The sequence below is a fragment of the Pantoea sp. SM3 genome (assembly GCF_000963995.1).
Lineage (GTDB): Bacteria > Pseudomonadota > Gammaproteobacteria > Enterobacterales > Enterobacteriaceae > Pantoea > Pantoea rwandensis_B.
The window spans coordinates 68,925-89,275 of sequence record NZ_JZRD01000039.1; the positions used below are offsets into that span (position 1 = coordinate 68,925).

Below are 20,351 nucleotides of genomic sequence, written 5' to 3' on the forward strand. Positions count from 1 at the left end.
CGCAATTAGTAGGTACGCGCTTTTGGCGGGAAGGCCGCACGCAGTTTCGGTTGCATGTTCACCTCACGGCGCGTCATGCTTTCCGTTTGCGGAACATAGAGGCTGTGACACAGCCAGTTTGCATCATCACGTTCCGGGTAGTCGAAGCGGCTGTGTGCGCCACGGCTTTCGGTACGGAAGTTTGCGGCGACCGCAGTGGCGTACGCGGTTTCCATCAGGTTATCCAGCTCAAGGCACTCGATACGCTGGGTGTTGAAATCTGGCGAACGGTCATCAAGACGCGCTGACTTCAGGCGTTCACGAATCACTTTCAGCTCTTCCAGACCTTCACGCATCGCATCACCTTCACGGAATACCGAGAAGTTGTTCTGCATGCAACGCTGCAGCGCTTTACGGATTTCAACCGGGTCTTCACCCGTGGTGTTGTTTTCCCAGCGGTTGAAGCGCGCCATGGCGGCATCGATGTTTTCCTGCGTAGCTTCGCGCAGTTCACCTTGCTCTTCCAGACACTCCAGCAGGTGCACACCCGCCGCACGGCCAAATACCACCAGGTCGAGCAGCGAGTTACCACCGAGACGGTTAGCACCGTGTACTGATACGCAAGCAATTTCGCCTACAGCGAACAAGCCCGGAATCACTTCGTCTTCGCCCTGCTCATTCACGCGCAGCGCCTGACCGGTCACTTTGGTCGGCACGCCGCCCATCATGTAGTGGCAGGTTGGGATAACCGGAATCGGTTCTTTAATCGGATCGACGTGGGCAAAGGTACGCGACAGCTCAAGGATACCCGGCAGACGCGATTCCAAAACTTCTGCGCCCAGATGGTCGAGTTTCAGCTTGATGTGCGGGCCCCACGGACCATCGCAACCACGGCCTTCACGAATTTCCACCATCATGGAGCGTGCGACCACGTCACGACCCGCCAGGTCTTTGGCGTTTGGCGCATAACGTTCCATGAAGCGTTCGCCGTGTTTATTCAGCAGGTAGCCACCTTCACCACGGCAACCTTCAGTGACCAGCACACCCGCACCGGCGATACCGGTTGGGTGGAACTGCCACATTTCCATATCCTGCACCGGCACACCGGCACGCAGTGCCATACCTACGCCGTCACCGGTGTTGATATGAGCGTTAGTGGTGGACTGGTAAATACGGCCTGCACCGCCCGTTGCCAGAATGGTCGCTTTCGCTTTGAAGTAGACGGTTTCGCCGGTTTCCATGCAGATAGCGGTACAGCCGACAATCGCACCGTCTTCGTTTTTCACCAGATCCAGCGCATACCATTCGGAGAAGATGGTGGTTTTGTTTTTCAGGTTCTGCTGATACAGGGTATGCAACAGTGCGTGGCCAGTACGGTCGGCTGCCGCAGCGGTACGCGCCGCCTGCTCACCACCAAAGTTCTTCGACTGACCACCAAACGGACGCTGATACACGCGGCCGTCATCAAGGCGAGAGAAAGGCAGACCCATGTGTTCCAGTTCCAGAATCGCTTCCGGACCGACGTGACACATGTATTCGATCGCGTCCTGGTCACCGATATAGTCGGAACCTTTAACGGTATCGTACATGTGCCATTCCCAGTTATCTTCATGGGTGTTACCCAGCGCAACGGTAATACCGCCCTGCGCCGATACGGTATGAGAACGGGTTGGGAAAACTTTGGATAACAGGGCACAAGTCTGGCCCGATTGGGAGATTTGCAGAGCCGCGCGCATTCCCGCGCCACCCGCGCCGATCACCACGGCATCAAATTCTCTGACTGGCAAACTCATTTACACACCCCACACAACAACGATTCCATAAATGGCATACGACAACAGCGCGACCACAATCACAAACTGCAGCAGCAAGCGGGTTGCCACTGGCTTAACGTAGTCGGTCAGGACCTGCCACATGCCAATCCAGCCGTGGATCAGAATCGAGAACAGCGTCAGTATCGTAAACACTTTAGTGAAGGCAGAGGCGAAGAAGCCGTGCCAGGCGTCATACGTCAGGGTGCCGGTCATCACCACAAAACCGAGAAGGTAGATGATGTAGAGCGTCATTAAGATTGCAGCAGCACGCAGTAACAGCCAGTCATGAATACCGTTGCGTCCTAATGCAGAAGCATTGCTTACCATACGAGGACTCCAGCCAAAATTGAGAGCACGACAGTGATACCAAAAGCCGCCTGCGCGGAACGGGTTCCCACCTGCAGGGTTTCTTCCATAAAGCCAAAATCAGCCAGCATGTGACGAATACCGCCCACGACGTGATACGCCAGCGCAGTCAGGATGCCCCACATAATGAATTTGGCGAAGAAGCTATCCATGATGGATGCCGCTTGCTGGAAGCCTTCAGGAGAAGAGAGAGAGAGACCCAGTAACCAGAGCAGTATTCCGAGAGCGACAAAGGTGATCACGCCGGAGACGCGGTGGAGAATGGACGATATTGCAGTAACGGGAAACCGGATCGTCGAGAGATCCAAGTTAACAGGTCTTTGTTTTTTCACGGTTTTGCCCACACAGCTCTTTTTTATTTTGCTTCCTCCGGACCTGAGTCGCATCAGAGCACAGCGCGTGTTCAGACTGCAACCGCCACCAAAAAAGCAACATCCAGTGTTAAGTGAAGCGAAAAAAACGCTGGGTGGCTCCTGGTGTCAGGGTATTCCGGAGACCTGGCGGCAGTATAGGAGGATCACATTCTGATTACAATTCCCCTACAATCTCTTTGGTCACATTTAGGCTGAACAGTGATCCGACTCACGATTTTCACAATTCATACATTTTTAATTATCTGATTTGACAAAAGATCAACATTTCAGTTACAAACAAACGCATTAAAGCCCTATGATGCACAAAAGTTATGGGGATACACTTTCCCCTAAGCTCAAGTTATGTAACATTGCCTTTACGAGCAACACAAAGCATCAGGTTATTGGTTACCAAGAAGTTATGTCGTGACAGGATCTTTAACATCCGCGCTGTTCAGCATGTCATGCCCGAACGCCACCGACTGGCCCTAATACATCTCCCTGTAACCCTGCACGACAAACGTTACCGCAGAGTGATACTGTGAAGATTGTGGTTTTATACAACATGAAGGCTATTCTGGTGTCTAAGATCCTTACCTACTAAGGCGCTATGGAGACGAAAAATGACAGATAAAAAAGTGACGCTAACCCTACAAGATAATGCTTCCGTTGAACTGGATGTGATGCAAGGTACGCTGGGACAAGACGTTGTTGATGTCCGTACACTTGGCAATCATGGCCTCTTCACTTTCGATCCCGGTTTCACCTCTACTGCGTCATGCGAATCTAAAATCACTTTTATTGATGGTGATGAAGGCATTCTGTTACATCGCGGCTTCCCGATTTCCGAACTGGCAACCCACTCCAACTACCTCGAAGTGTGTTACATCCTGCTGAATGGCGAAGCCCCGACCCAAGCCCAGTTTGAAGAGTTCCGCACCACCGTTACCCGCCACACCATGATCCACGAGCAAATCACCCGACTGTTCCATGGCTTCCGCCGCGATTCGCATCCGATGGCGGTCATGTGTGGTGTCACTGGCGCTCTGGCGGCGTTCTATCACGACTCCTTAGACGTCAACATTGAACGTCACCGTGAAATCGCTGCCTTCCGCCTGCTGTCCAAAATGCCGACCATGGCAGCGATGTGCTACAAATATTCGATTGGCCAGCCGTTCGTTTACCCACGTAACGACCTGTCCTACGCAGGCAACTTCCTGCATATGATGTTCGCTACTCCGTGCGAAGAGTACAAAGTGAATCCGGTGCTGGAACGCGCCATGGACCGTATTCTGATTCTGCATGCTGACCATGAGCAGAACGCCTCTACCTCAACCGTGCGTACCGCCGGTTCTTCTGGTGCAAACCCATTTGCCTGTATCGCTGCCGGTATCGCTTCGCTGTGGGGACCGGCACACGGTGGCGCCAACGAAGCTACCCTGCGTATGCTGGAAGAGATCAGCACCGTTGAGCACATCCCGGAATTCGTACGTCGCGCGAAAGACAAAAACGATTCGTTCCGCCTGATGGGCTTCGGTCATCGTGTTTACAAAAACTATGACCCGCGCGCCACCGTGATGCGTGAAACCTGTCACGAAGTGCTGAATGAGCTGGGTATGAAAGATGACCTGCTGGAAGTGGCGATGGAACTGGAGCACATTGCGCTGAACGACCCGTACTTCATCGAGCGTAAACTCTATCCAAACGTTGATTTCTACTCTGGCATTATTCTGAAAGCGATGGGCATTCCTTCGTCTATGTTTACCGTGATCTTCGCGATGGCGCGTACCGTAGGCTGGATTGCACACTGGAAAGAGATGCACGACGAAGGCATGAAGATTGCGCGTCCGCGTCAGCTGTACACCGGTTACACCGAGCGTCCATTTACCTCGGCGCTGAAAAAGTAATCCACAGCTAAATGAGTGTGAAAGAAAGGCTGCCATTTCATTGAGATGGCAGCTTTTTTATTGATCGCATTATGGCGTCAAAACTGACATCCCGGGCACCAGTAAAATGGCCGCGACGATAGCGTGCCCTTCTCAATCAGCGTGCCGCAGCGCCGACATGTCTTGCCCTGGCGATGAAACACCTCAAAGCGAAACGCCGCATCGGCATGGTATTTCTTCATACTGCCGCGCATCTGATACGACAAACGGGGCACCGCCAGCATCGCCTCACTTAATGCATTGAGCTGTGCCTCAGTGAGATCCTGCGCCCGATGCGACGCCAGCAATCCGGCATGCCATAAAATCTCCACGCGCAAATAATTACCCAATCCCGCCAGAAAGGCCTGATCGAGTAACAGTCCGCTGAACTGCCGACGACGAAAACGTGGCGATAACAGCCGCTCACGCACCTCTGCCACCGTTAATGTGGCATCCAGCACGTCAGGCCCCACACGCTGTAGAAAGGGATGTGCGCCAAGGGTATCCGCATTGAGCAGTTCAATATCCGAGGCGCTGTACAGCAGGATGGTCTGTTCGGCGTTTGACAGCCGCACGCGCAACTGCCGCGAAGTGTTGGGTTCAGTGCCGGTCGATACAACCCGCCACACCCCATACAGTTGGTTATGGCTGTAAAGGATTAAGCCATTGGAGAAGTGCGTTAGCAGCGCTTTGCCACGTGTTTCAAAAGCCGTAATGGTTTCACCCATTAATGCCGGTTCATAGGTTTTCAGCTCAGGGAAGGCAAACCACACATCAGTGAGTGGCTTGCCTTCCATCGCCGCTGCCAGTTGATCCGCCGCACGGCGGATCTCCGGTCCTTCAGGCATAACTTCTCCTGTTAATGCGTCGCTCCACCGACCACGCGGATGTCATTTTCAGTGCTCAACATCACCTGCAACGAGGTTTCCAGCGCCAGGATCACGCTGGCCGTCGCCATACTGGCGACGCCGGGATGATTCACCGCCTGCTCCGGCATATAGGGGATATGAATAAAGCCACCGCGTGCCTGGCTGTTGGTGGTCTTCAGCCAGTGCAGCAGGCTGTACATCACGTTGTTACAGGTGAAGGTTCCTGCGGTTTGCGATACCGAGGCCGGCACACCAACCTCACGCAGGGCTGCGACCATCGCCTTGATCGGTAATGTAGAGAAATAGGCTGCAGGGCCATCCGCAACGATCGGTTGATCGATGGGCTGCTGATTATCGTTGTCGGGAATACGCGCATCATCCACGTTGATCGCCACACGTTCGACGGTGATATCAACACGCCCACCGGCCTGGCCCACGCACAATACGCGGTCAGGTTGGATCTCATCCAGCGCTTGCGTTAGCACCTTTCCGCAGGTGGCAAACACCACGGGTAACTGGCGCACCACAATTCGGGCTCCGGCAATCACTTTACCGTCAAAACTGCGCACCGCTTCCCATGAAGGGTTAATGGTTTCGCCACCGAACGGCTCAAACGCCGTCATTAATACCGTTTTCATTGCGACCTCACAAGAACATCAGGAAGTAGAGCAGGAATACGTTTACCACCAACAGTAGCACACCGGTTGGCACCTGAGCCTTGATCACCCCGTTTCGATCCGGCAACTCCAGTAAACGCGCGGGTACGATGTTGAAGTTCGCCGCCATCGGCGTCATCAAGGTGCCGCAATAGCCAGAGAACATGCCAATTGCCGCCATTACCGCCGGATTGCCGCCGTGTTGCAGCACCAGAATAGGCATCCCAATGCCAGCCGTCACTATCGGGAAGGCAGCAAACGCATTTCCCATCACCATGGTCAGCAGTGCCATGCCAATCGCGTAGACCGCGACCGCAATCAGACGATTGTCCACTGCCAGATACTGTTCAGTCAGATGTGAAATCGCGGTGCCAACGCCCGCGCTGGTGAACAACAGACCGAGCGTGGCAAGGATTTGCGGCAGAATAAATGCCCAACCCACCGCATCCAGCAGTCGGCGGGTTTCCTGCATCGACTGCAGCGGTTTTTCATGGGTGATTTGCAGCGCGATGATCCAGCCCAGCACGCAGCCGACCATCATCGAGAACAGGGTCACCAGCGTTGAATGATTACCCGGGCCAAACACGGCATCTTGCAAGCCAGGGATGTTGTTAAACGCCAGCACGCCGATCACGGTGACCACCGGAATCGCCAGCGCGGGCAGAAACAGCTTATTGCGCAAACGCTGCGCACTTTCACGCTTCTGCTGATCGCTGCGCTGATGATAGCTACCGAGACGCACGCCGCCGAAGCCGGCAATTAACGCCATCAACACCACGGCAACGCCCACGCCAATGTGCAGCATGCGTTTACCGGCGACAGCATCGCCCGCCCACTGCCCCATCAGTTGATAGGCACCCTCACCAATCAGGAACATCAGGCCATACAGCGCCCAGAATAAACCGGTCGTAAAGCGTCTTGGGTTAGCCGCATCGCGCCAGGAGAGAACGGCGACCACCAGCAGGATCACCCCTGCCAGCCACATCAGATATTGTTGCTGAAACATTATTTCCCGCCTTTGGCGTGCAACGCCTGCTGATTAATAGCACCCAATTCACGCGCCAGCTGGCGGTCAAGGCGCACCAGTCGCGCCGAATGGATCAGGAAGGCGCAGAGTGCGGTTGGAATACCCCACAAGGCGATATGCAGCGGCTCGGTGCTGATGCCTGCCGACTCCTGCATAAAGTTGTGCATGAAGATAATCGCGCCGAATGCGACAAAGATATCTTCACCAAAGAACAGCCCGACGTTATCGGTGGCTGCCGACATGGCGCGCAAGCGATGGCGCACTTCATCGGGCACTTCACCATAGCGGTTTTCCGTGGCGCCTTCCGCCATCGGAGCCAGCAGAGGACGCACCATTTGCGGATGGCCACCAAGGCTGGTTAAACCCAGTGCAGCGGTGATTTCACGCACGAACAGATAGACAATCAGCAAACGGCCCGCCGTCGCCGTTTTGATCTGCGCGATCCAGCTTTGTGCGCGCTCCTTCAAACCGTGGCGCTCCAGCAAACCGATCACGGCCAGCGGCAGCAGCAAAATCAGCGGCAGGTTGCGGGTATTCAGGAAGCCGGAACCGAGTTTCTCGAGAATATCGGCCAGCGGCAGATGCGCAGCCAGGCCGGTAACAAAACCGGCAACAATCACCACCAGCACCGGGTTAAAGCGCAACACAAACCCCAGTACGATGGTGGCAATGCCGAGTAACGGCCAGAGATTAACCACGTTATCCATTTATTTCCCCTTCATCTGAAAATAAAAAGCCCGGCAGCGTGCCGGGCGAGTTGTTATTTTTAAGCACTGGTGACAGCAATTTGATGAGTAGCAAACGCGGCACGCAACGTGCGTGCAAATTGCAGCGCATGTGCGCCATCACCATGTAAGCAGACGGTCTCGGCATTCACTTTCACCCATTCCCCGCTGATACTCTGCACCTGACGCTGCTGCACCATGGTGAGCGTTTGCGCCAGCGCCTGCTCGGCGACTTCAATCATCGCCCCTGGCTGGCTACGCGGCACCAGCGCACCGGTTGCCTGATAGCCACGATCGGCAAACACCTCTTCTCGCGTGCGCAGACCATAATGCGCAGCCGCTTTAATCGAAGCACTACCTGCCAGGCCGACCAGTATCAATGCGGGATCCACCGCCTTCACCGCGCGGGCAATGGCGTCGGCGAGCGTGGCATCCGCTGCCGCCTGGTTGTAAAGCATGCCGTGCGGCTTCACATGCACTAAACGCTCACCTTCACTTTCGGCGATGCTCTTTAATGCACCGATCTGATAGATCATCTGCGCATACACCGTTTCCGGCGGCAGCTGCATCGCGGTGCGACCAAAGTTCTCGCGATCCGGAAAGCTGGGGTGGGCGCCGATCGCTACACCTGAGGCTTTAGCCCAGCGCACCGATTGCAGCATGGTTTGCGCATCACCGGCGTGGAATCCACAGGCGATATTGGCCGAACTCACCAACGTCAGCAGCTCCTGATCGCTGGCGCTGCCTTCACCGAGGTCAGCATTAAGATCAATCTTCATGTGCAAGCCCCCAGGCTAATTGGTCAAAGGAGCGCTGTTGATGCTGCTTCGCCAGCAGCGCTTCTTCCAGAGTGCAATGGATAAAGTGAATCGGTTCGCCGAGTCGAATCTGCGCCAGTTGATACAGGTCAGCTTCGATAACACAGGCGATACGCGGATAACCGCCGGTGGTTTGCGCATCAGCCATCAGCACAATCGGTTGGCCATTAGGCGGCACCTGCACTACGCCAGGGACTAACCCGTGCGACAACAAATCACGCGTGGCTTTACGCTGCAGTTGACGGCCCTGCATGCGGTAACCCATACGATTACTCTGCGGACTCAGCTTCCACGGGCTGCGCCAGAAACCTTCCTGCGCTTCGCGCGTGAACTCGTTATACTCCGGGCCCGGTAAGGCGCGAATGCGGTTGCCCCACAGCAGTTGACGTACGCCCGCTTTGCCCTTGAACGTTCGTAAGGGTTTGCCCAACGGTAGCTGATCGCCATCCTGCAACTTACGGCCCTGGAAACCACCAAAAGCAGCTTTGAGATCGGTACTGTGCGAGCCGAGCATCTCATCAGTGGCGAAACCACCATTGACTGCCAGATAGCTACGCATACCGCGCACCGGCATCGCCAGTGACAACACCTGGCCTTTTTTCACCGGTAAGCGCCAGCCAGTCCACACCGGTTTGCCATCCAGGTCAGCATTACAGCCCGCGCCAGTGAGTGCAAACCAGCCGTCACGTTTAAATTCCGCTTTAAACTGGCCAAGCACAATCTCTAATACCGCGCTCTCCTCCGGATTGCCCACCAGCATATTGGCGGTACGCATCGAAGGTTGATCCAGCGCTCCGCTGACGCTGATGCCATATTGCCGCCAGCCGCTGCGGCCCTGATCCTGAATCGAGGTCATTAATCCGGCGCGTAGAATGTTTAACATACGCCCTCCTGTTGCGGCACAAAGCGCACGCTGTCACCCGGCCGCAGCAGTGTCGGCGGATGCTGTAACGGATCGAAAAGGCTGACCGGAGTATGACCGATCAGTTGCCAGCCGCCTGGTGCTGCCAGGGGATAAATGCCGGTCTGACTGCCACCGATGCCTACCGAGCCGCTGGGCACGATGACACGCGGTTCAGCACGGCGCGGCGTGTGCAAACGCTCATCCAACCCGCCCAGATAGGGAAAACCCGGCTGGAAGCCGATAAAATAGACCACGTAATCAACACTGCTGTGCAGTTCGACGACCTGTTTTGGCGACAGGCTGGCACCCTCAGCCACCACTTGCAGATCGGGGCCACCCGCGCCCCCGTACACCACCGGAATCTCTACCCGACGTGATTCAGGGATCTGTTCCTCACTCTCTTCCCACCAGCGCTGTAGACGCTCAATGGCATCCAGCGCATTCAATTGCGGATCGCGCAGTAACAACGTCAGGTTATTCATTCCCGGAATCGCTTCCTGAACCTGTTCATTGTGCTGCAGGCGTTGGCACAGTCCCCAGATGCGCTGCTGGCTGGCGAGTGAAACGGGCGGTTCCAGCTCCAGCACGACGGCTCGCTCACCCAGTAGATAACAACGTGCTCGTTGCAAAACCCACCTCCCGGTCATGATTAACGCGGACAAAAAATGTCCACAAATCGCTTTGCTTATAATGAAAGTCAATAAGTTATGCGAAAGTGACAGAGATGTGTCAACAGATTTGCGTCCTTAACGTGGGTTAAGGACGCGAAGAGGAGAAATCAGGCAGGATTGTCGATATCAATAAAGGTCACGTCGAGGCCGTAGCTTTGCGCCAGCCATTCGCCCAGCGCCTTGATACCGGCACGCTCGGTAGCATGATGTCCGGCGGCGAAAAAGTGCAGGCCTTGTTCGCGTGCGCTGTGAATGGTTTGCTCTGAGACTTCACCGGTGATGAAGGCATCAACGCCAAAAGCGGCCGCGCTATCAATAAAGCCCTGTCCACCGCCACTGCACCAGGCGACACGTTTGATCAGTGCCGGGGCGTTATCACCACAGTGCAACGGTTTACGGCCTAAACGTTCGGCGATTTTCGCGGCAAGCGCTTCGCCGCTCAACGGTTCAGCCAGCTCGCCCCATGGCACTAACGGCTGAATTTCCCCTTTCACGTCGATATCAAACAATTTTGCCAGCTGTGCATTGTTGCCGAGTTGCGGATGGGCATCGAGCGGCAGGTGCCAGCCATACAGGTTGATATCATTGACCAGCAACGTGCGCAGGCGCTGGCGTTTCATTCCTTTAATCAGCGGCGATTCGCTCTTCCAGAAATAGCCGTGATGGACCAGGATAGCATCGGCATTACGCTTTACCGCTTCATCTAATAGCGCCTGACACGCGGTAACGCCCGTAATGACGGTTTTCACTTCCGCACGGCCCTCCACCTGCAAACCATTGGGCGCATAGTCGCTGAAGGCGCTGGTGTTCAGCTGCTGATTAACGATATGTTCTAACTCAACATGATTCATTTAGTACGGCTCCCTGATCGCCTCAGGCCGCGCTGCGCGCGCGCTCAAAGGCGTCTAATGTCTTTTTACGTGCGTCCTTATGTTCCACGATTGGCGCGGGATAATCGAGTTTCTTGTTGTTTTTCTTCGCCCACACCTGCGGCTGATGAATGTCACTCTCCGGCACATCTTTCAACTCTGGTAGCCACTGGCGGATAAATTCGCCTTTTTCGTCAAAGCGTTCCCCCTGAGTCGTAGGATTGAATATGCGAAAGTACGGTGCCGCATCGGTGCCCGTTGAGGCCGCCCACTGCCAGCCACCGTTGTTGGCCGCCAGATCGCCATCAATCAGTTGTCGCATGAAGTAGCGTTCCCCCTCATGCCAGTCGATCAGCAGGTCTTTTACCAAAAAGCTGGCAACAATCATGCGCAGGCGATTGTGCATCCAGCCCAGCGTGTTAAGTTGACGCATTGCCGCATCGACAATGGGATATCCCGTTTTGCCCTGCTGCCAGGCCGTGAGATGTGCATCGTTTTTTTGCCACTGTACGTTATGCGTCCACTCCACAAACGGCTGGTGCTTACACAACGCCGGAAATGCCACCATCAGATGGCGATAAAACTCGCGCCAGATGAGTTCATTGAGCCAGGTAAAGGCTTTGCCTTCGTTCAACGCATCAGGATGTTCTTTCAATATACGATGTAAGCACTGGCGCGGAGACAGTACTCCTATGGCCAAATAGGGCGAGAGGCGGCTGGTGCCATCTAGTGCCGGTAAATCACGCACGTCGGGATAGTGCTGCACGGATTGTTTGCCGAAATGGCGCAACTGCTTTAATGCGGCCTCTTCCCCAGCCGGAAACAGCGATGTATCGAACGCTTCCAGTGGATAATCAAATGCTGGGATTTTCTGACCCGCACTGACCGGCGCATCCTGGCGCGCTTTGGGTGCATGATGGCACTCCGGTAATCCCTGATGTAGTCGACGGACAAAGGCGCGGCTGAACGGTGTGAAGACTTTAAACATGGTGTGATTGCCGGTCTGCACGCTGCCGGGAGGCAATAACAGGCTGTCATCAAAGCCCTGACAAATTACGCCCTGGGCATCGAGACGCTTTTCGGCGGCCGCATCACGTTCGCGCTCGTTAATTTCATACTGATAGTTGTAATACAACTCATCCACCTGATGCTGGTCGCAAAACGCACTCAGGTAATCCACTGAAGCAGCAAAGTCATCGCACTGATGGTAATGCAACGGAATACCGCGCTCGGCCAGTGAATCCTGCAACGAACACAGATTTTGATGAATAAAAGCCGCCTGCCTCGGTGCCATATGGTGTTGCTGCCACTGCTTGGGCGTGGCAATAAATAGCGCAAGCACCCTCGCATGGCTGTCGCGGCAGGCAGCAGCCAGCGCAGTGTTGTCATTGATGCGCAGATCGTTACGCAACCAGACTAAGTGGGTGGTCATAATGCTCCGGGATTATTGTCCGTAGCGCAGACGCAGCGCTTCCGGGTAAGGATCAAAGTAACGTTGCTGCGCCAGCCACGGATGCGGATATTCCGCCATGTAGTGTTTCAGCATGGTGATAGGAACCAACAGCGGCTGGACGCCAGTGCGATAACGATCGATGAGCTGCGCCAGTTCCTGGCGCTGCGGTGACGATAACTGCGGGCGGAAGTAGCCCTGTACATGCATCAACACATTGGTGTGATTACGTCGCGAAGCCTGGTGGGACATCAAATGCATCAGGCGAATTCGGTATTCAAAGGCGTAATCATCCAGCGAATCCCACTGCTCCATTGCCGCCACAAAACGCCCCATCTCGCGATACTCATCCTGCGCGTGCGACAGCAGCAGCAACTTGTATCGACTGTGGAAGGCGATCAGCTTGTGGCGGGTTAAACCGCTGCGCCACATCTCATTGAACTCATGCAACGCATACACGCGCCCCATAAAGTTTTCGCGAATGGCGTCATCGTGTAAGCGGCCATCTTCCTCCAGCGGCAGCCAGGGCATTTCCTGCTGCAGGAATGAAGTGAAAACACCGGTGCCGGCTTTGCGATTATCATTGGTATCAGGTTGATAGACGCGCACGCGCTCGAGGCCACAGCTGGGTGATTTTGCACAGAGAATGTAGCCGCACAGATGATGTAGTGATTTCACCCGTTCGGCTGACCACCGCTGCATCTCATCCGTGACCTCCTGACCGCCATCTTTACTGAAACAAAGATGAATTTGCTCGTCCGACTCTTTGACCAGGCGCAAAGCCGGGCGTGGCGTAGGCAAGCCAATCGCCATTTCCGGGCAAACCGGTTCAAAGCGGATAAAGGGTGTCAGTTCTTCGGTTGCAAAAGCGAAACGCTTGTGGCCACCGTCAAAACGGACCTTATCCCCTAGCAGGCAAGCGCTGATACCGACAGGAATTTTTTCGCTCATACTTGTACAACCTCCAAAATCTTGTAGAGGTTTAAGTGTAGCTGAAACGGAGAGAGATAACAGCGGTTAAGCGGGGAATACAGACAAAGTTGAGAATAAAAAAACCCGGCGCTTGATTGAAGCTGCCGGGTTCTTAATGAATCGTGAAAACGCTTACCAGTGGATGCTGCCTACTGCTTCGGTCTGCGCCAGCCAGACGGGTTTAGTGCTGGTCTTACACCAGACGCGGTGCAGATAGCTGTAGAAACGGGCACGATCCTCGCGAAACAGCATGACAGGTAAGGCAAGTATGCCGACCAATACCGCCAGAAAACGGCGCAACACGATTTTATAAAGTGGATAAGCCTGATACATGATTGCCTCCTGGGGTAAATTTTGCGTTGAAATGTGATCTGCCTCAGATATTACGCTTAGTTGTGTAATTTTACTACTCATCCGACCACTAATTTTGGTCTTTTTTTGTGCTTTTCGGCGCTGCATGAAAGTAAGTTACATAATTGTAAACATAGAGATATTGCGAGGTTACAAACATCATGACGGACGCGGTGGCCGATTCTTGATAAAGTGCCGTATTAACTTTACCTGTGGCAGGAGTCAGCGTGACGACCATCTTGATTGTTGAAGATGAAAAAGAGATTCGCCGTTTCGTGCGCCTGGCGCTGGAAAGCGAAGGCCTGAAGATTGTGGAAGCGGAGCAATTACAACGCGGACTGATTGAAGCGGCCACGCGAAAGCCTGATTTGGTGATCCTCGATCTCGGACTGCCGGACGGTGACGGCAACGACTTTATCCGCGAAGTACGCCAGTGGAGCAGTATGCCGGTGATCGTCCTGTCTGCACGCAGTGATGAGCAGGACAAAATCGATGCGCTGGATGCCGGTGCCGATGACTATCTGACTAAGCCGTTTGGTATTGGTGAGCTATTGGCCCGCGTGCGCGTGGCATTACGTCGGCATCAAAGCAGCCAGCCAGAGCCGGTGGTGAAATTCGGTGAAGTGAGTGTCGATCTGGCCGCACGCCGCGTGTTACGTAACGATCAGGAAATTCACCTGACACCTACCGAGTTTCGCCTGCTGAGTTTATTGCTGAACAACGCCGGGAAGGTGCTGACGCAACGTCAGTTGTTGAATCAGGTATGGGGGCCGAATGCGGTGGAGCACAGCCATTATCTGCGCATTTATATGGGGCATCTGCGTCAGAAGCTGGAAAGCAATCCGACCCAACCCAGCCATTTGCTGACCGAAACCGGTATTGGCTACCGCTTTATGCCATAAAAAAACGACCCACGTTGTCACGTGGGTCGTTTCAGGAATCGCGTGAAAAGGCGCACATTAATCAGCGCACCTCAACGGTTCAGTTACGCGTTTTTCAGCACTTCGCTAACAATCTCTACCGCTTCTTTCTCGATCTGCTGGCGATGCTCAGCGCCAAGGAAGCTTTCACAGTAGATTTTGTAAGCGTCTTCAGTGCCTGATGGACGCGCAGCAAACCAGCCGTTTTCGGTCATCACTTTCAGACCACCGATTGACGCGCCGTTGCCAGGTGCTGCGGTCAGACGTGCAGTAATCGGATCGCCCGCCAGCGTGTCAGCACTCACCATTTCCGGTGACAGCTTAGACAGTGCCGCTTTTTGCGCTGAGGTCGCCGGCGCCTGCAGACGGTTATAGCTTGGCGCACCAAAGCGTTCGGCCAGTTCGTCATAGTGCTGCTGCGGGTTTTTGCCGGTCACCGCAGTGATTTCGGCTGCCAGCAGGCACAGGATGATACCGTCTTTATCGGTTGACCAGGCGGAACCATCGAAGCGCAGGAAGGAAGCACCCGCGCTCTCTTCTCCGCCGAAACCGAAGCTGCCATCAAACAGGCCATCAACAAACCATTTAAAACCAACCGGCACTTCAACCAACTTGCGACCAATATCATTGACCACACGGTCAATCATTGCGCTGGAGACCAGGGTTTTACCCACAGCAACATCTTTGCCCCACTGCGGGCGATGCTGGAACAGGTAATTAATCGCCACGGCCAAATAGTGGTTCGGGTTCATCAGGCCTGCAGGTGTGACGATGCCGTGACGGTCGTAATCCGGGTCGTTACCGAAAGCCAGATCGAACTTATCTTTATACGCCAGCAGACCCGCCATTGCGCACTCAGACGAGCAATCCATACGCACCACGCCATCTTTATCCAGATGCATGAAGCGGAAGGTCTGATCGACAGCATCATTAACGATGGTCAGATCCAGCTTATAGTGCTCAGCAATACGCTGCCAGTAAGCGATACCGGAGCCACCTAATGGATCAACGCCGATTTTCAGGCCCGCTTTCTGGATTGCCGGGAAGTCAATGACCTCAGCCAGACCTTCAACATACGGCTGAATCAGATCCTGCTCAACGATATGGCCGCTTGCCCAGGCCTGATCCAGCGGCAGACGTTTTACGTCTTTCAGTTCGCCTTTGATCAGCTGGTTAGCGCGATCTTCCACCACTTTGGTGACGTTGGTATCAGCCGGACCGCCGTTTGGCGGGTTGTACTTGATGCCACCATCTTCTGGCGGGTTGTGTGAAGGCGTGATGACGATACCGTCCGCCTGCGCGCCACCGCGTTTGTTGTGTTCCAGAATGGCGTTGGAGATCGCCGGCGTTGGCGTGTAGCCATTGTCTTGCTGCACGATCACATCCACACCGTTCGCCGCCAGCACTTCCAGCACTGACAGAATGGCCGGTTCAGACAATGCGTGGGTATCTTTACCCACATAGCACGGGCCGGTGATGCCATTCTTTTTGCGCTCTTCCGCGATCGCCTGCGCAATCGCCAGAATGTGCACTTCATTGAAGCTTTGGCGTCCCGCGCTGCCGCGGTGGCCAGAAGTGCCAAATTTCACCGCATGGTCCGGGTTCGCCGCATCTGGCTTCAGGACGTAATACTGCGAGGTTAATTGTGCAACGTTAATCAAATCGCTCTGCTGGGCAGGCTGCCCGGCACGGGGGTGATTGGCCATTGGCGCTTCTCCCTGACGCTTCAGTTTAAATGGTGCCGCGAACTTTCTCTGTCAGTTCCTGAGGGAACTGCATCGCCAACATGATGTGTTCCACCATGCTGCATTTGCGGCCTGTATTGGTATTGGTGATCACCCAGTACGGTGTGCCAGGAACGTGCTTCGGCTTAGTATGGGTGCCATTTTGCAGCAGCGTGTGCTCGTCACCCGCAAAATAGACGCGAGTGCGGCCCTGCAGCGAGGCAGTGGCATCAGCAAAGGCTGCTGGATCAAGACGATAAAGCGTTGACAGTACCAGCATAAAGCGATTAACCGCCTTATTCTGCTCGGCATACTCATCAGAGAGCAGCAGTTCACGCACAGCGCGTACGCGATCCTGAGGACGCGCTTCGCTGCGCACTGGCTGCGCTTCCTTCACCGAAGCCGAAGCAGCAGCGACAGGTGCAGTCGGTGCAGTCTGGCCCGCGGTGAATTTCAGCATGCGGCGCAAAATATCGGAAGCGCTTTCACCAATGTGCTGCGTGTGGCTGGCAATATAACGGTAGAGTTCTTCGTCAACTTCAATCGTTTTCATCTTATTCCGTACAATTCTGGCAAATGACAGAACCACGCATTATTGCAACGGCCTTAGCAAAATCGAGCTGTGCAAAACGTGAGCGGGCTCTAACATAAGGATTATAAAGTTAAATCCGTGGCAGCCGATAGCGCTGGCGTTGTTTCAGGGCAAAAGTCGGAATATGCCCTAATGCCTGGCCGGCTGGCTCCTGGACAGGTGAATCCATGATACCCTAAGCCAAGGTCACAACCGTAAGAACTTTAGCCATGATTTTGAACGCCCGTCTGCAAACTGAACAATCTACCCCTGAAGCCCCCCCTATTCTGTTAATTCATGGCCTTTTTGGTAGCCTGGATAACCTTGGCCTGCTGGCGCGCGGTGTCCGGGATGCACGCCCCACGTTGCAAGTGGACGTGCGCAACCATGGTTTGTCTGAACGCAGTGAGGTGATGGATTATCACGCCATGGCGCAAGACATCGTGGAGACGCTGGATGCACATAAGATTGAACGTGCTGGCGTAATAGGCCACTCAATGGGCGGTAAAATCGCCATGGCGCTCAGTGCCGTGGCCCCCGAACGTATTGAGAAAATGGTGTTGATCGACATTGCGCCGGTGGATTATCAAACCCGCCGCCACGATGAAATCTTCGCCGGTATCCGCGCCGTGACAGCGGCGGGCGTGTCCCGTCGCAGTGAAGCGGCCGAGGTGATGCGCCAACATGTCGCTGAAGAGGGGGTGATTCAGTTTATCCTCAAGTCCTTTGTGGAGGGCGAGTGGCGCTTTAACGTGCCGGTGCTGTGGGACAACTACACCACGATTTCTGGCTGGGAGGAGGTTCCGGCCTGGCCACATCCCGCATTGTTTATTCGCGGTGGCGATTCCCCTTATCTGGACAATCAGCATCGTGATGCACTGCTGCGTCAGTTCCCTCACGCCCATGCGCACGTGATCAGCGGCGCCGGTCATTGGGTACATGCTGAAAAACCTGATGCGGTTTTGCGCGCAGTTCGTCGCTTTTTTAACCTGTAAAAGCAAAAGCTTGCCGTATGCGGTTTAGGGTTGGCGTCGCGGATGGTGCTGGAGTATGATGTCGCGCTAAAAATTTGCCGCGGATGATTTTTTCGCCGTGGTCGGGCCGATAATGTATAAATCGCGCAGCGCCTTTCCGCCGTTCGCGCCCACTCAGTTTCACAAATCATGGCAAAAGAACAGACAGACCGTACCACGCTTGATCTTTTTGCAGACGAGCGGCGTCCCGGTCGCCCCAAAACCAGCCTGCTGACACGTGACGAACAGTTGCGTATCAACAAACGTAACCAGCTCAAGCGCGATAAAGTGCGAGGGCTGCGTCGTGTTGAGCTGAAAATGTCCAGCGAAGCGGTCGACGCCCTGAACACGCTGGCCGAGCAACAAAACACCAGCCGCAGCGAATTGATTGAACAAATGCTGCTGGCGCAACTCAAACTGTCTTAGCGCGCTGACCGCACGCAGGAACACAAAGTTCAGGCTTTACTCGTTCCGCCCTTTTCAACGGTCTGCTATCATTCGCTAACATGTGCAGTCAATTGACTTACTTTCACAATCAGGCTTTAAGAGGTTACTTAACCCATGGCAATCGTAGGCATTTTCTTCGGCAGCGATACCGGCAACACTGAAAACATTGCAAAAATGATCCAGAAACAACTGGGTAAAGATGTCGCCGAAGTGCATGACATTGCTAAGAGCACCAAAGAAGATCTCGCAGCGTTCGACATCCTGCTGCTAGGCATCCCTACCTGGTATTACGGCGAAGCACAGTGTGACTGGGATGACTTCTTCCCTACGCTGGAAGAGATCGACTTTAATGGCAAACTGGTGGCGCTGTTTGGCTGTGGCGACCAGGAAGATTATGCAGAGTATTTCTGTGATGCGATGGGCACGATTCGCGACATCATTGAGCCCAACGGCGCGGTGATCGTGGGCCACTGGCCGACCGAGGGTTATCATTTTGAAGCCTCAAAAGGTCTGGCCGATGACAAACACTTCCTCGGCCTGGCGATTGACGAAGATCGTCAACCTGAGTTGACCAACGAACGCGTTGACGCCTGGGTGAAACAGATTTTTGATGAGCTGCAGTTGAAAGAGATCATCGAAGCCTGATGCCTCGCCTCCCCAATGTGAGCGCTGGCTCACGTTGGGGCAAAGGAAATTCCTATAAAAATAATAGCTACGGTTTTTTAACTTTTCCCCGCAAATCTGTAGAATACCCGCAATGGTCATCCGCTTATTCCTCTGATTGTTGACTGAGGCTGAGTGAAATGGAAACCCAAACCACACCGTTCCGCGCTGGCGTAGGCGATGTTTATCCTTACGACTTTTGTTGATTTGCGCGCTACCCTGGTTTTCATTTCACTGCTTGAGTTCTATAATGAGACGCAAATGAGAATACGCGTGACCTAAACATTCAAGGCCCCTGCGCCGTAAGTGACATGCAAAGTAACAGGACAATATCCGAATGACTGACAACAACTCCGCATTGAAGAAGGCTGGCCTGAAAGTCACTCTCCCAAGATTGAAAATTTTGGAAGTGCTTCAGGGACCGGGCCCCGAGTCCCATCACGTCAGTGCGGAAGATTTGTATAAGCGCCTGATCGATATGGGCGAAGAGATTGGCCTGGCAACGGTATATCGCGTTCTTAACCAGTTTGATGACGCGGGTATCGTCACCCGTCATAACTTCGAAGGCGGCAAATCCGTATTCGAACTGACTCAGCAGCATCACCATGACCACTTGATCTGCCTAGATTGTGGCAAAGTGATCGAATTCAGCGATGAATCAATCGAAACGCGTCAGCGTGAGATTGCTACTCGCCACGGCATCAAACTCAGCAACCACAGCCTGTACTTGTACGGTCACTGTGCACTGGGAGACTGCCGCGAAGACGATACGCTCCACGATAAGTAATTGAGTGTGCTATGCAATATAAAAAAACCGGTGCTGGTCACCGGTTTTTTTATGCCTGTTATCAAGCGATAAAGGTTTCGTGGAGGTAGCGCCAGCGAGGAATGGTGGTGCTGCAATCCAGCACAGCCAAAGAGATGCGCGTTTGATTGGTGCCGTTCAACATCTGCAGTTCACGATACTGAATCGTCACTTCCTGGCTCTGTTGAGAAATGATGGCATGCTCACTGGTGGCAATGCGCAGCCCTTCCCGCTGACCGTGCAGTTTGCGAAACAGCACTTCAGTCTCATTCAGATCCAGCTGCTTACCCAGCGGCGTCACCATTTTGAAATCCGGGTGAAAGTGGGACAAAAGCAGTTCCATGCTGTCATCACTGCCTTCTACCTGGTTAAAAACACGTTCAATAAGCTGATGTAATACCACCACGCTATGCTTAGCTTCCAGGGCGAGACTTGTCATTTTTTTTCCTTTGATAACCC

Annotated in this window: 23 protein-coding genes; 6 read left to right on the forward strand and 17 right to left on the reverse strand. The window is 54.1% G+C overall.

Annotated features, from left to right (window positions below; translation table 11 throughout):
- Positions 1-5: 5 nt before the first annotated feature.
- From sdhA to sdhC, 3 genes are read right to left on the reverse strand one after another with little or no spacing between them, the layout of a single operon-like run.
- Entirely contained in the window at positions 6-1,772 is a 1,767-nt protein-coding gene (gene sdhA / locus VI01_RS20730) for a succinate dehydrogenase flavoprotein subunit (RefSeq protein WP_034829148.1), read from the reverse strand.
- Positions 1,773-2,120, reverse strand: coding sequence for a succinate dehydrogenase membrane anchor subunit (sdhD, locus tag VI01_RS20735; protein ID WP_034829147.1), 348 nt, complete (start codon positions 2,118-2,120; stop codon positions 1,773-1,775). It lies immediately after the preceding gene.
- Positions 2,114-2,503, reverse strand: a complete 390-nt coding sequence (gene sdhC / locus VI01_RS20740; RefSeq protein WP_034829146.1) for a succinate dehydrogenase cytochrome b556 subunit — start codon at positions 2,501-2,503, stop codon at positions 2,114-2,116. Before sdhC ends, sdhD begins: the two co-directional genes overlap by 7 nt.
- A 632-nt stretch (positions 2,504-3,135) precedes the next feature.
- Between sdhC and VI01_RS20745 the strand changes: the two genes are divergently transcribed.
- A complete protein-coding gene (locus VI01_RS20745) occupies positions 3,136-4,419 on the forward strand; it encodes a citrate synthase (protein WP_038648210.1) in 1,284 nt (427 codons plus the stop codon).
- Positions 4,420-4,496: 77 nt separating this feature from the next.
- Here VI01_RS20745 and nei read toward each other — a convergent pair whose 3' ends face one another.
- From nei to VI01_RS20800, 11 genes are all read right to left on the reverse strand, one after another.
- A complete protein-coding gene (gene nei, locus VI01_RS20750) occupies positions 4,497-5,285 on the reverse strand; it encodes an endonuclease VIII (protein ID WP_045816496.1) in 789 nt (262 codons plus the stop codon).
- Positions 5,286-5,296: 11 nt separating this feature from the next.
- Positions 5,297-5,944 carry a pyroglutamyl-peptidase I gene (gene pcp, locus VI01_RS20755; protein ID WP_038648216.1) on the reverse strand — a complete coding sequence of 216 codons (648 nt, stop codon included), beginning with the start codon at positions 5,942-5,944 and terminating at the stop codon, positions 5,297-5,299.
- 7 nt (positions 5,945-5,951) lie between these two features.
- Complete coding sequence (locus VI01_RS20760) at positions 5,952-6,968, reverse strand: DUF979 domain-containing protein (RefSeq protein WP_045816497.1); 1,017 nt, start codon at positions 6,966-6,968, stop codon at positions 5,952-5,954.
- Entirely contained in the window at positions 6,968-7,696 is a 729-nt protein-coding gene (locus tag VI01_RS20765) for a DUF969 domain-containing protein (protein ID WP_038648224.1), read from the reverse strand. Before VI01_RS20765 ends, VI01_RS20760 begins: the two co-directional genes overlap by 1 nt.
- Positions 7,697-7,755: 59 nt before the next feature.
- A complete protein-coding gene (gene pxpA / locus VI01_RS20770; protein ID WP_045816498.1) occupies positions 7,756-8,493 on the reverse strand; it encodes a 5-oxoprolinase subunit PxpA in 738 nt (245 codons plus the stop codon).
- Positions 8,483-9,415, reverse strand: coding sequence for a 5-oxoprolinase subunit PxpC (gene pxpC / locus VI01_RS20775; protein ID WP_045816499.1), 933 nt, complete (start codon positions 9,413-9,415; stop codon positions 8,483-8,485). Before pxpC ends, pxpA begins: the two co-directional genes overlap by 11 nt.
- Entirely contained in the window at positions 9,409-10,065 is a 657-nt protein-coding gene (gene pxpB, locus VI01_RS20780; RefSeq protein ID WP_038648233.1) for a 5-oxoprolinase subunit PxpB, read from the reverse strand. The genes pxpC and pxpB overlap by 7 nt, the downstream gene beginning before the upstream one ends.
- 149 nt (positions 10,066-10,214) lie before the next feature.
- A complete protein-coding gene (locus VI01_RS20785; RefSeq protein ID WP_045816500.1) occupies positions 10,215-10,958 on the reverse strand; it encodes a type 2 GTP cyclohydrolase I in 744 nt (247 codons plus the stop codon).
- Positions 10,959-10,980: 22 nt separating this feature from the next.
- On the reverse strand, positions 10,981-12,408 hold the full coding sequence (gene phrB / locus VI01_RS20790; RefSeq protein ID WP_045816501.1) for a deoxyribodipyrimidine photo-lyase: 1,428 nt from the start codon (positions 12,406-12,408) through the stop codon (positions 10,981-10,983).
- 12 nt (positions 12,409-12,420) lie between these two features.
- Complete coding sequence (locus tag VI01_RS20795; protein WP_038648241.1) at positions 12,421-13,377, reverse strand: 2-thiouracil desulfurase family protein; 957 nt, start codon at positions 13,375-13,377, stop codon at positions 12,421-12,423.
- Between the two features lie 153 nt (positions 13,378-13,530).
- A complete protein-coding gene (locus VI01_RS20800; protein WP_045816502.1) occupies positions 13,531-13,731 on the reverse strand; it encodes a YbfA family protein in 201 nt (66 codons plus the stop codon).
- Between the two features lie 245 nt (positions 13,732-13,976).
- Here VI01_RS20800 and kdpE point away from each other — a divergent pair, with 245 nt between their 5' ends.
- Positions 13,977-14,651 carry a two-component system response regulator KdpE gene (gene kdpE, locus VI01_RS20805; RefSeq protein WP_038648247.1) on the forward strand — a complete coding sequence of 225 codons (675 nt, stop codon included), beginning with the start codon at positions 13,977-13,979 and terminating at the stop codon, positions 14,649-14,651.
- An 83-nt stretch (positions 14,652-14,734) separates the two neighbouring features.
- On the opposite strand, the gene pgm is transcribed toward kdpE, so the two are convergent.
- Positions 14,735-16,375: a phosphoglucomutase (alpha-D-glucose-1,6-bisphosphate-dependent) gene (gene pgm, locus VI01_RS20810; protein WP_038648250.1), complete on the reverse strand. Its 1,641-nt coding sequence runs from the start codon at positions 16,373-16,375 to the stop codon at positions 14,735-14,737.
- 25 nt (positions 16,376-16,400) lie between these two features.
- Positions 16,401-16,946, reverse strand: a complete 546-nt coding sequence (seqA, locus tag VI01_RS20815; protein WP_038648252.1) for a replication initiation negative regulator SeqA — start codon at positions 16,944-16,946, stop codon at positions 16,401-16,403.
- 248 nt (positions 16,947-17,194) lie between these two features.
- Between seqA and ybfF the strand changes: the two genes are divergently transcribed.
- From ybfF to fur, 4 genes are all read left to right on the forward strand, one after another.
- Positions 17,195-17,959: an esterase gene (gene ybfF / locus VI01_RS20820; RefSeq protein WP_045816503.1), complete on the forward strand. Its 765-nt coding sequence runs from the start codon at positions 17,195-17,197 to the stop codon at positions 17,957-17,959.
- A gap of 168 nt (positions 17,960-18,127) precedes the next feature.
- On the forward strand, positions 18,128-18,403 hold the full coding sequence (gene ybfE, locus VI01_RS20825; RefSeq protein ID WP_045816504.1) for a LexA regulated protein: 276 nt from the start codon (positions 18,128-18,130) through the stop codon (positions 18,401-18,403).
- A 135-nt stretch (positions 18,404-18,538) separates the two neighbouring features.
- Entirely contained in the window at positions 18,539-19,069 is a 531-nt protein-coding gene (fldA, locus tag VI01_RS20830; protein ID WP_034829111.1) for a flavodoxin FldA, read from the forward strand.
- A gap of 355 nt (positions 19,070-19,424) precedes the next feature.
- A complete protein-coding gene (gene fur / locus VI01_RS20835; RefSeq protein ID WP_007890672.1) occupies positions 19,425-19,874 on the forward strand; it encodes a ferric iron uptake transcriptional regulator in 450 nt (149 codons plus the stop codon).
- A gap of 61 nt (positions 19,875-19,935) precedes the next feature.
- On the opposite strand, the gene VI01_RS20840 is transcribed toward fur, so the two are convergent.
- The gene (locus VI01_RS20840; protein WP_034829107.1) at positions 19,936-20,331 is read right to left on the reverse strand and encodes a hypothetical protein; all 396 of its coding nucleotides are present in this window, start codon (positions 20,329-20,331) and stop codon (positions 19,936-19,938) included.
- Positions 20,332-20,351: the final 20 nt, after the last annotated feature.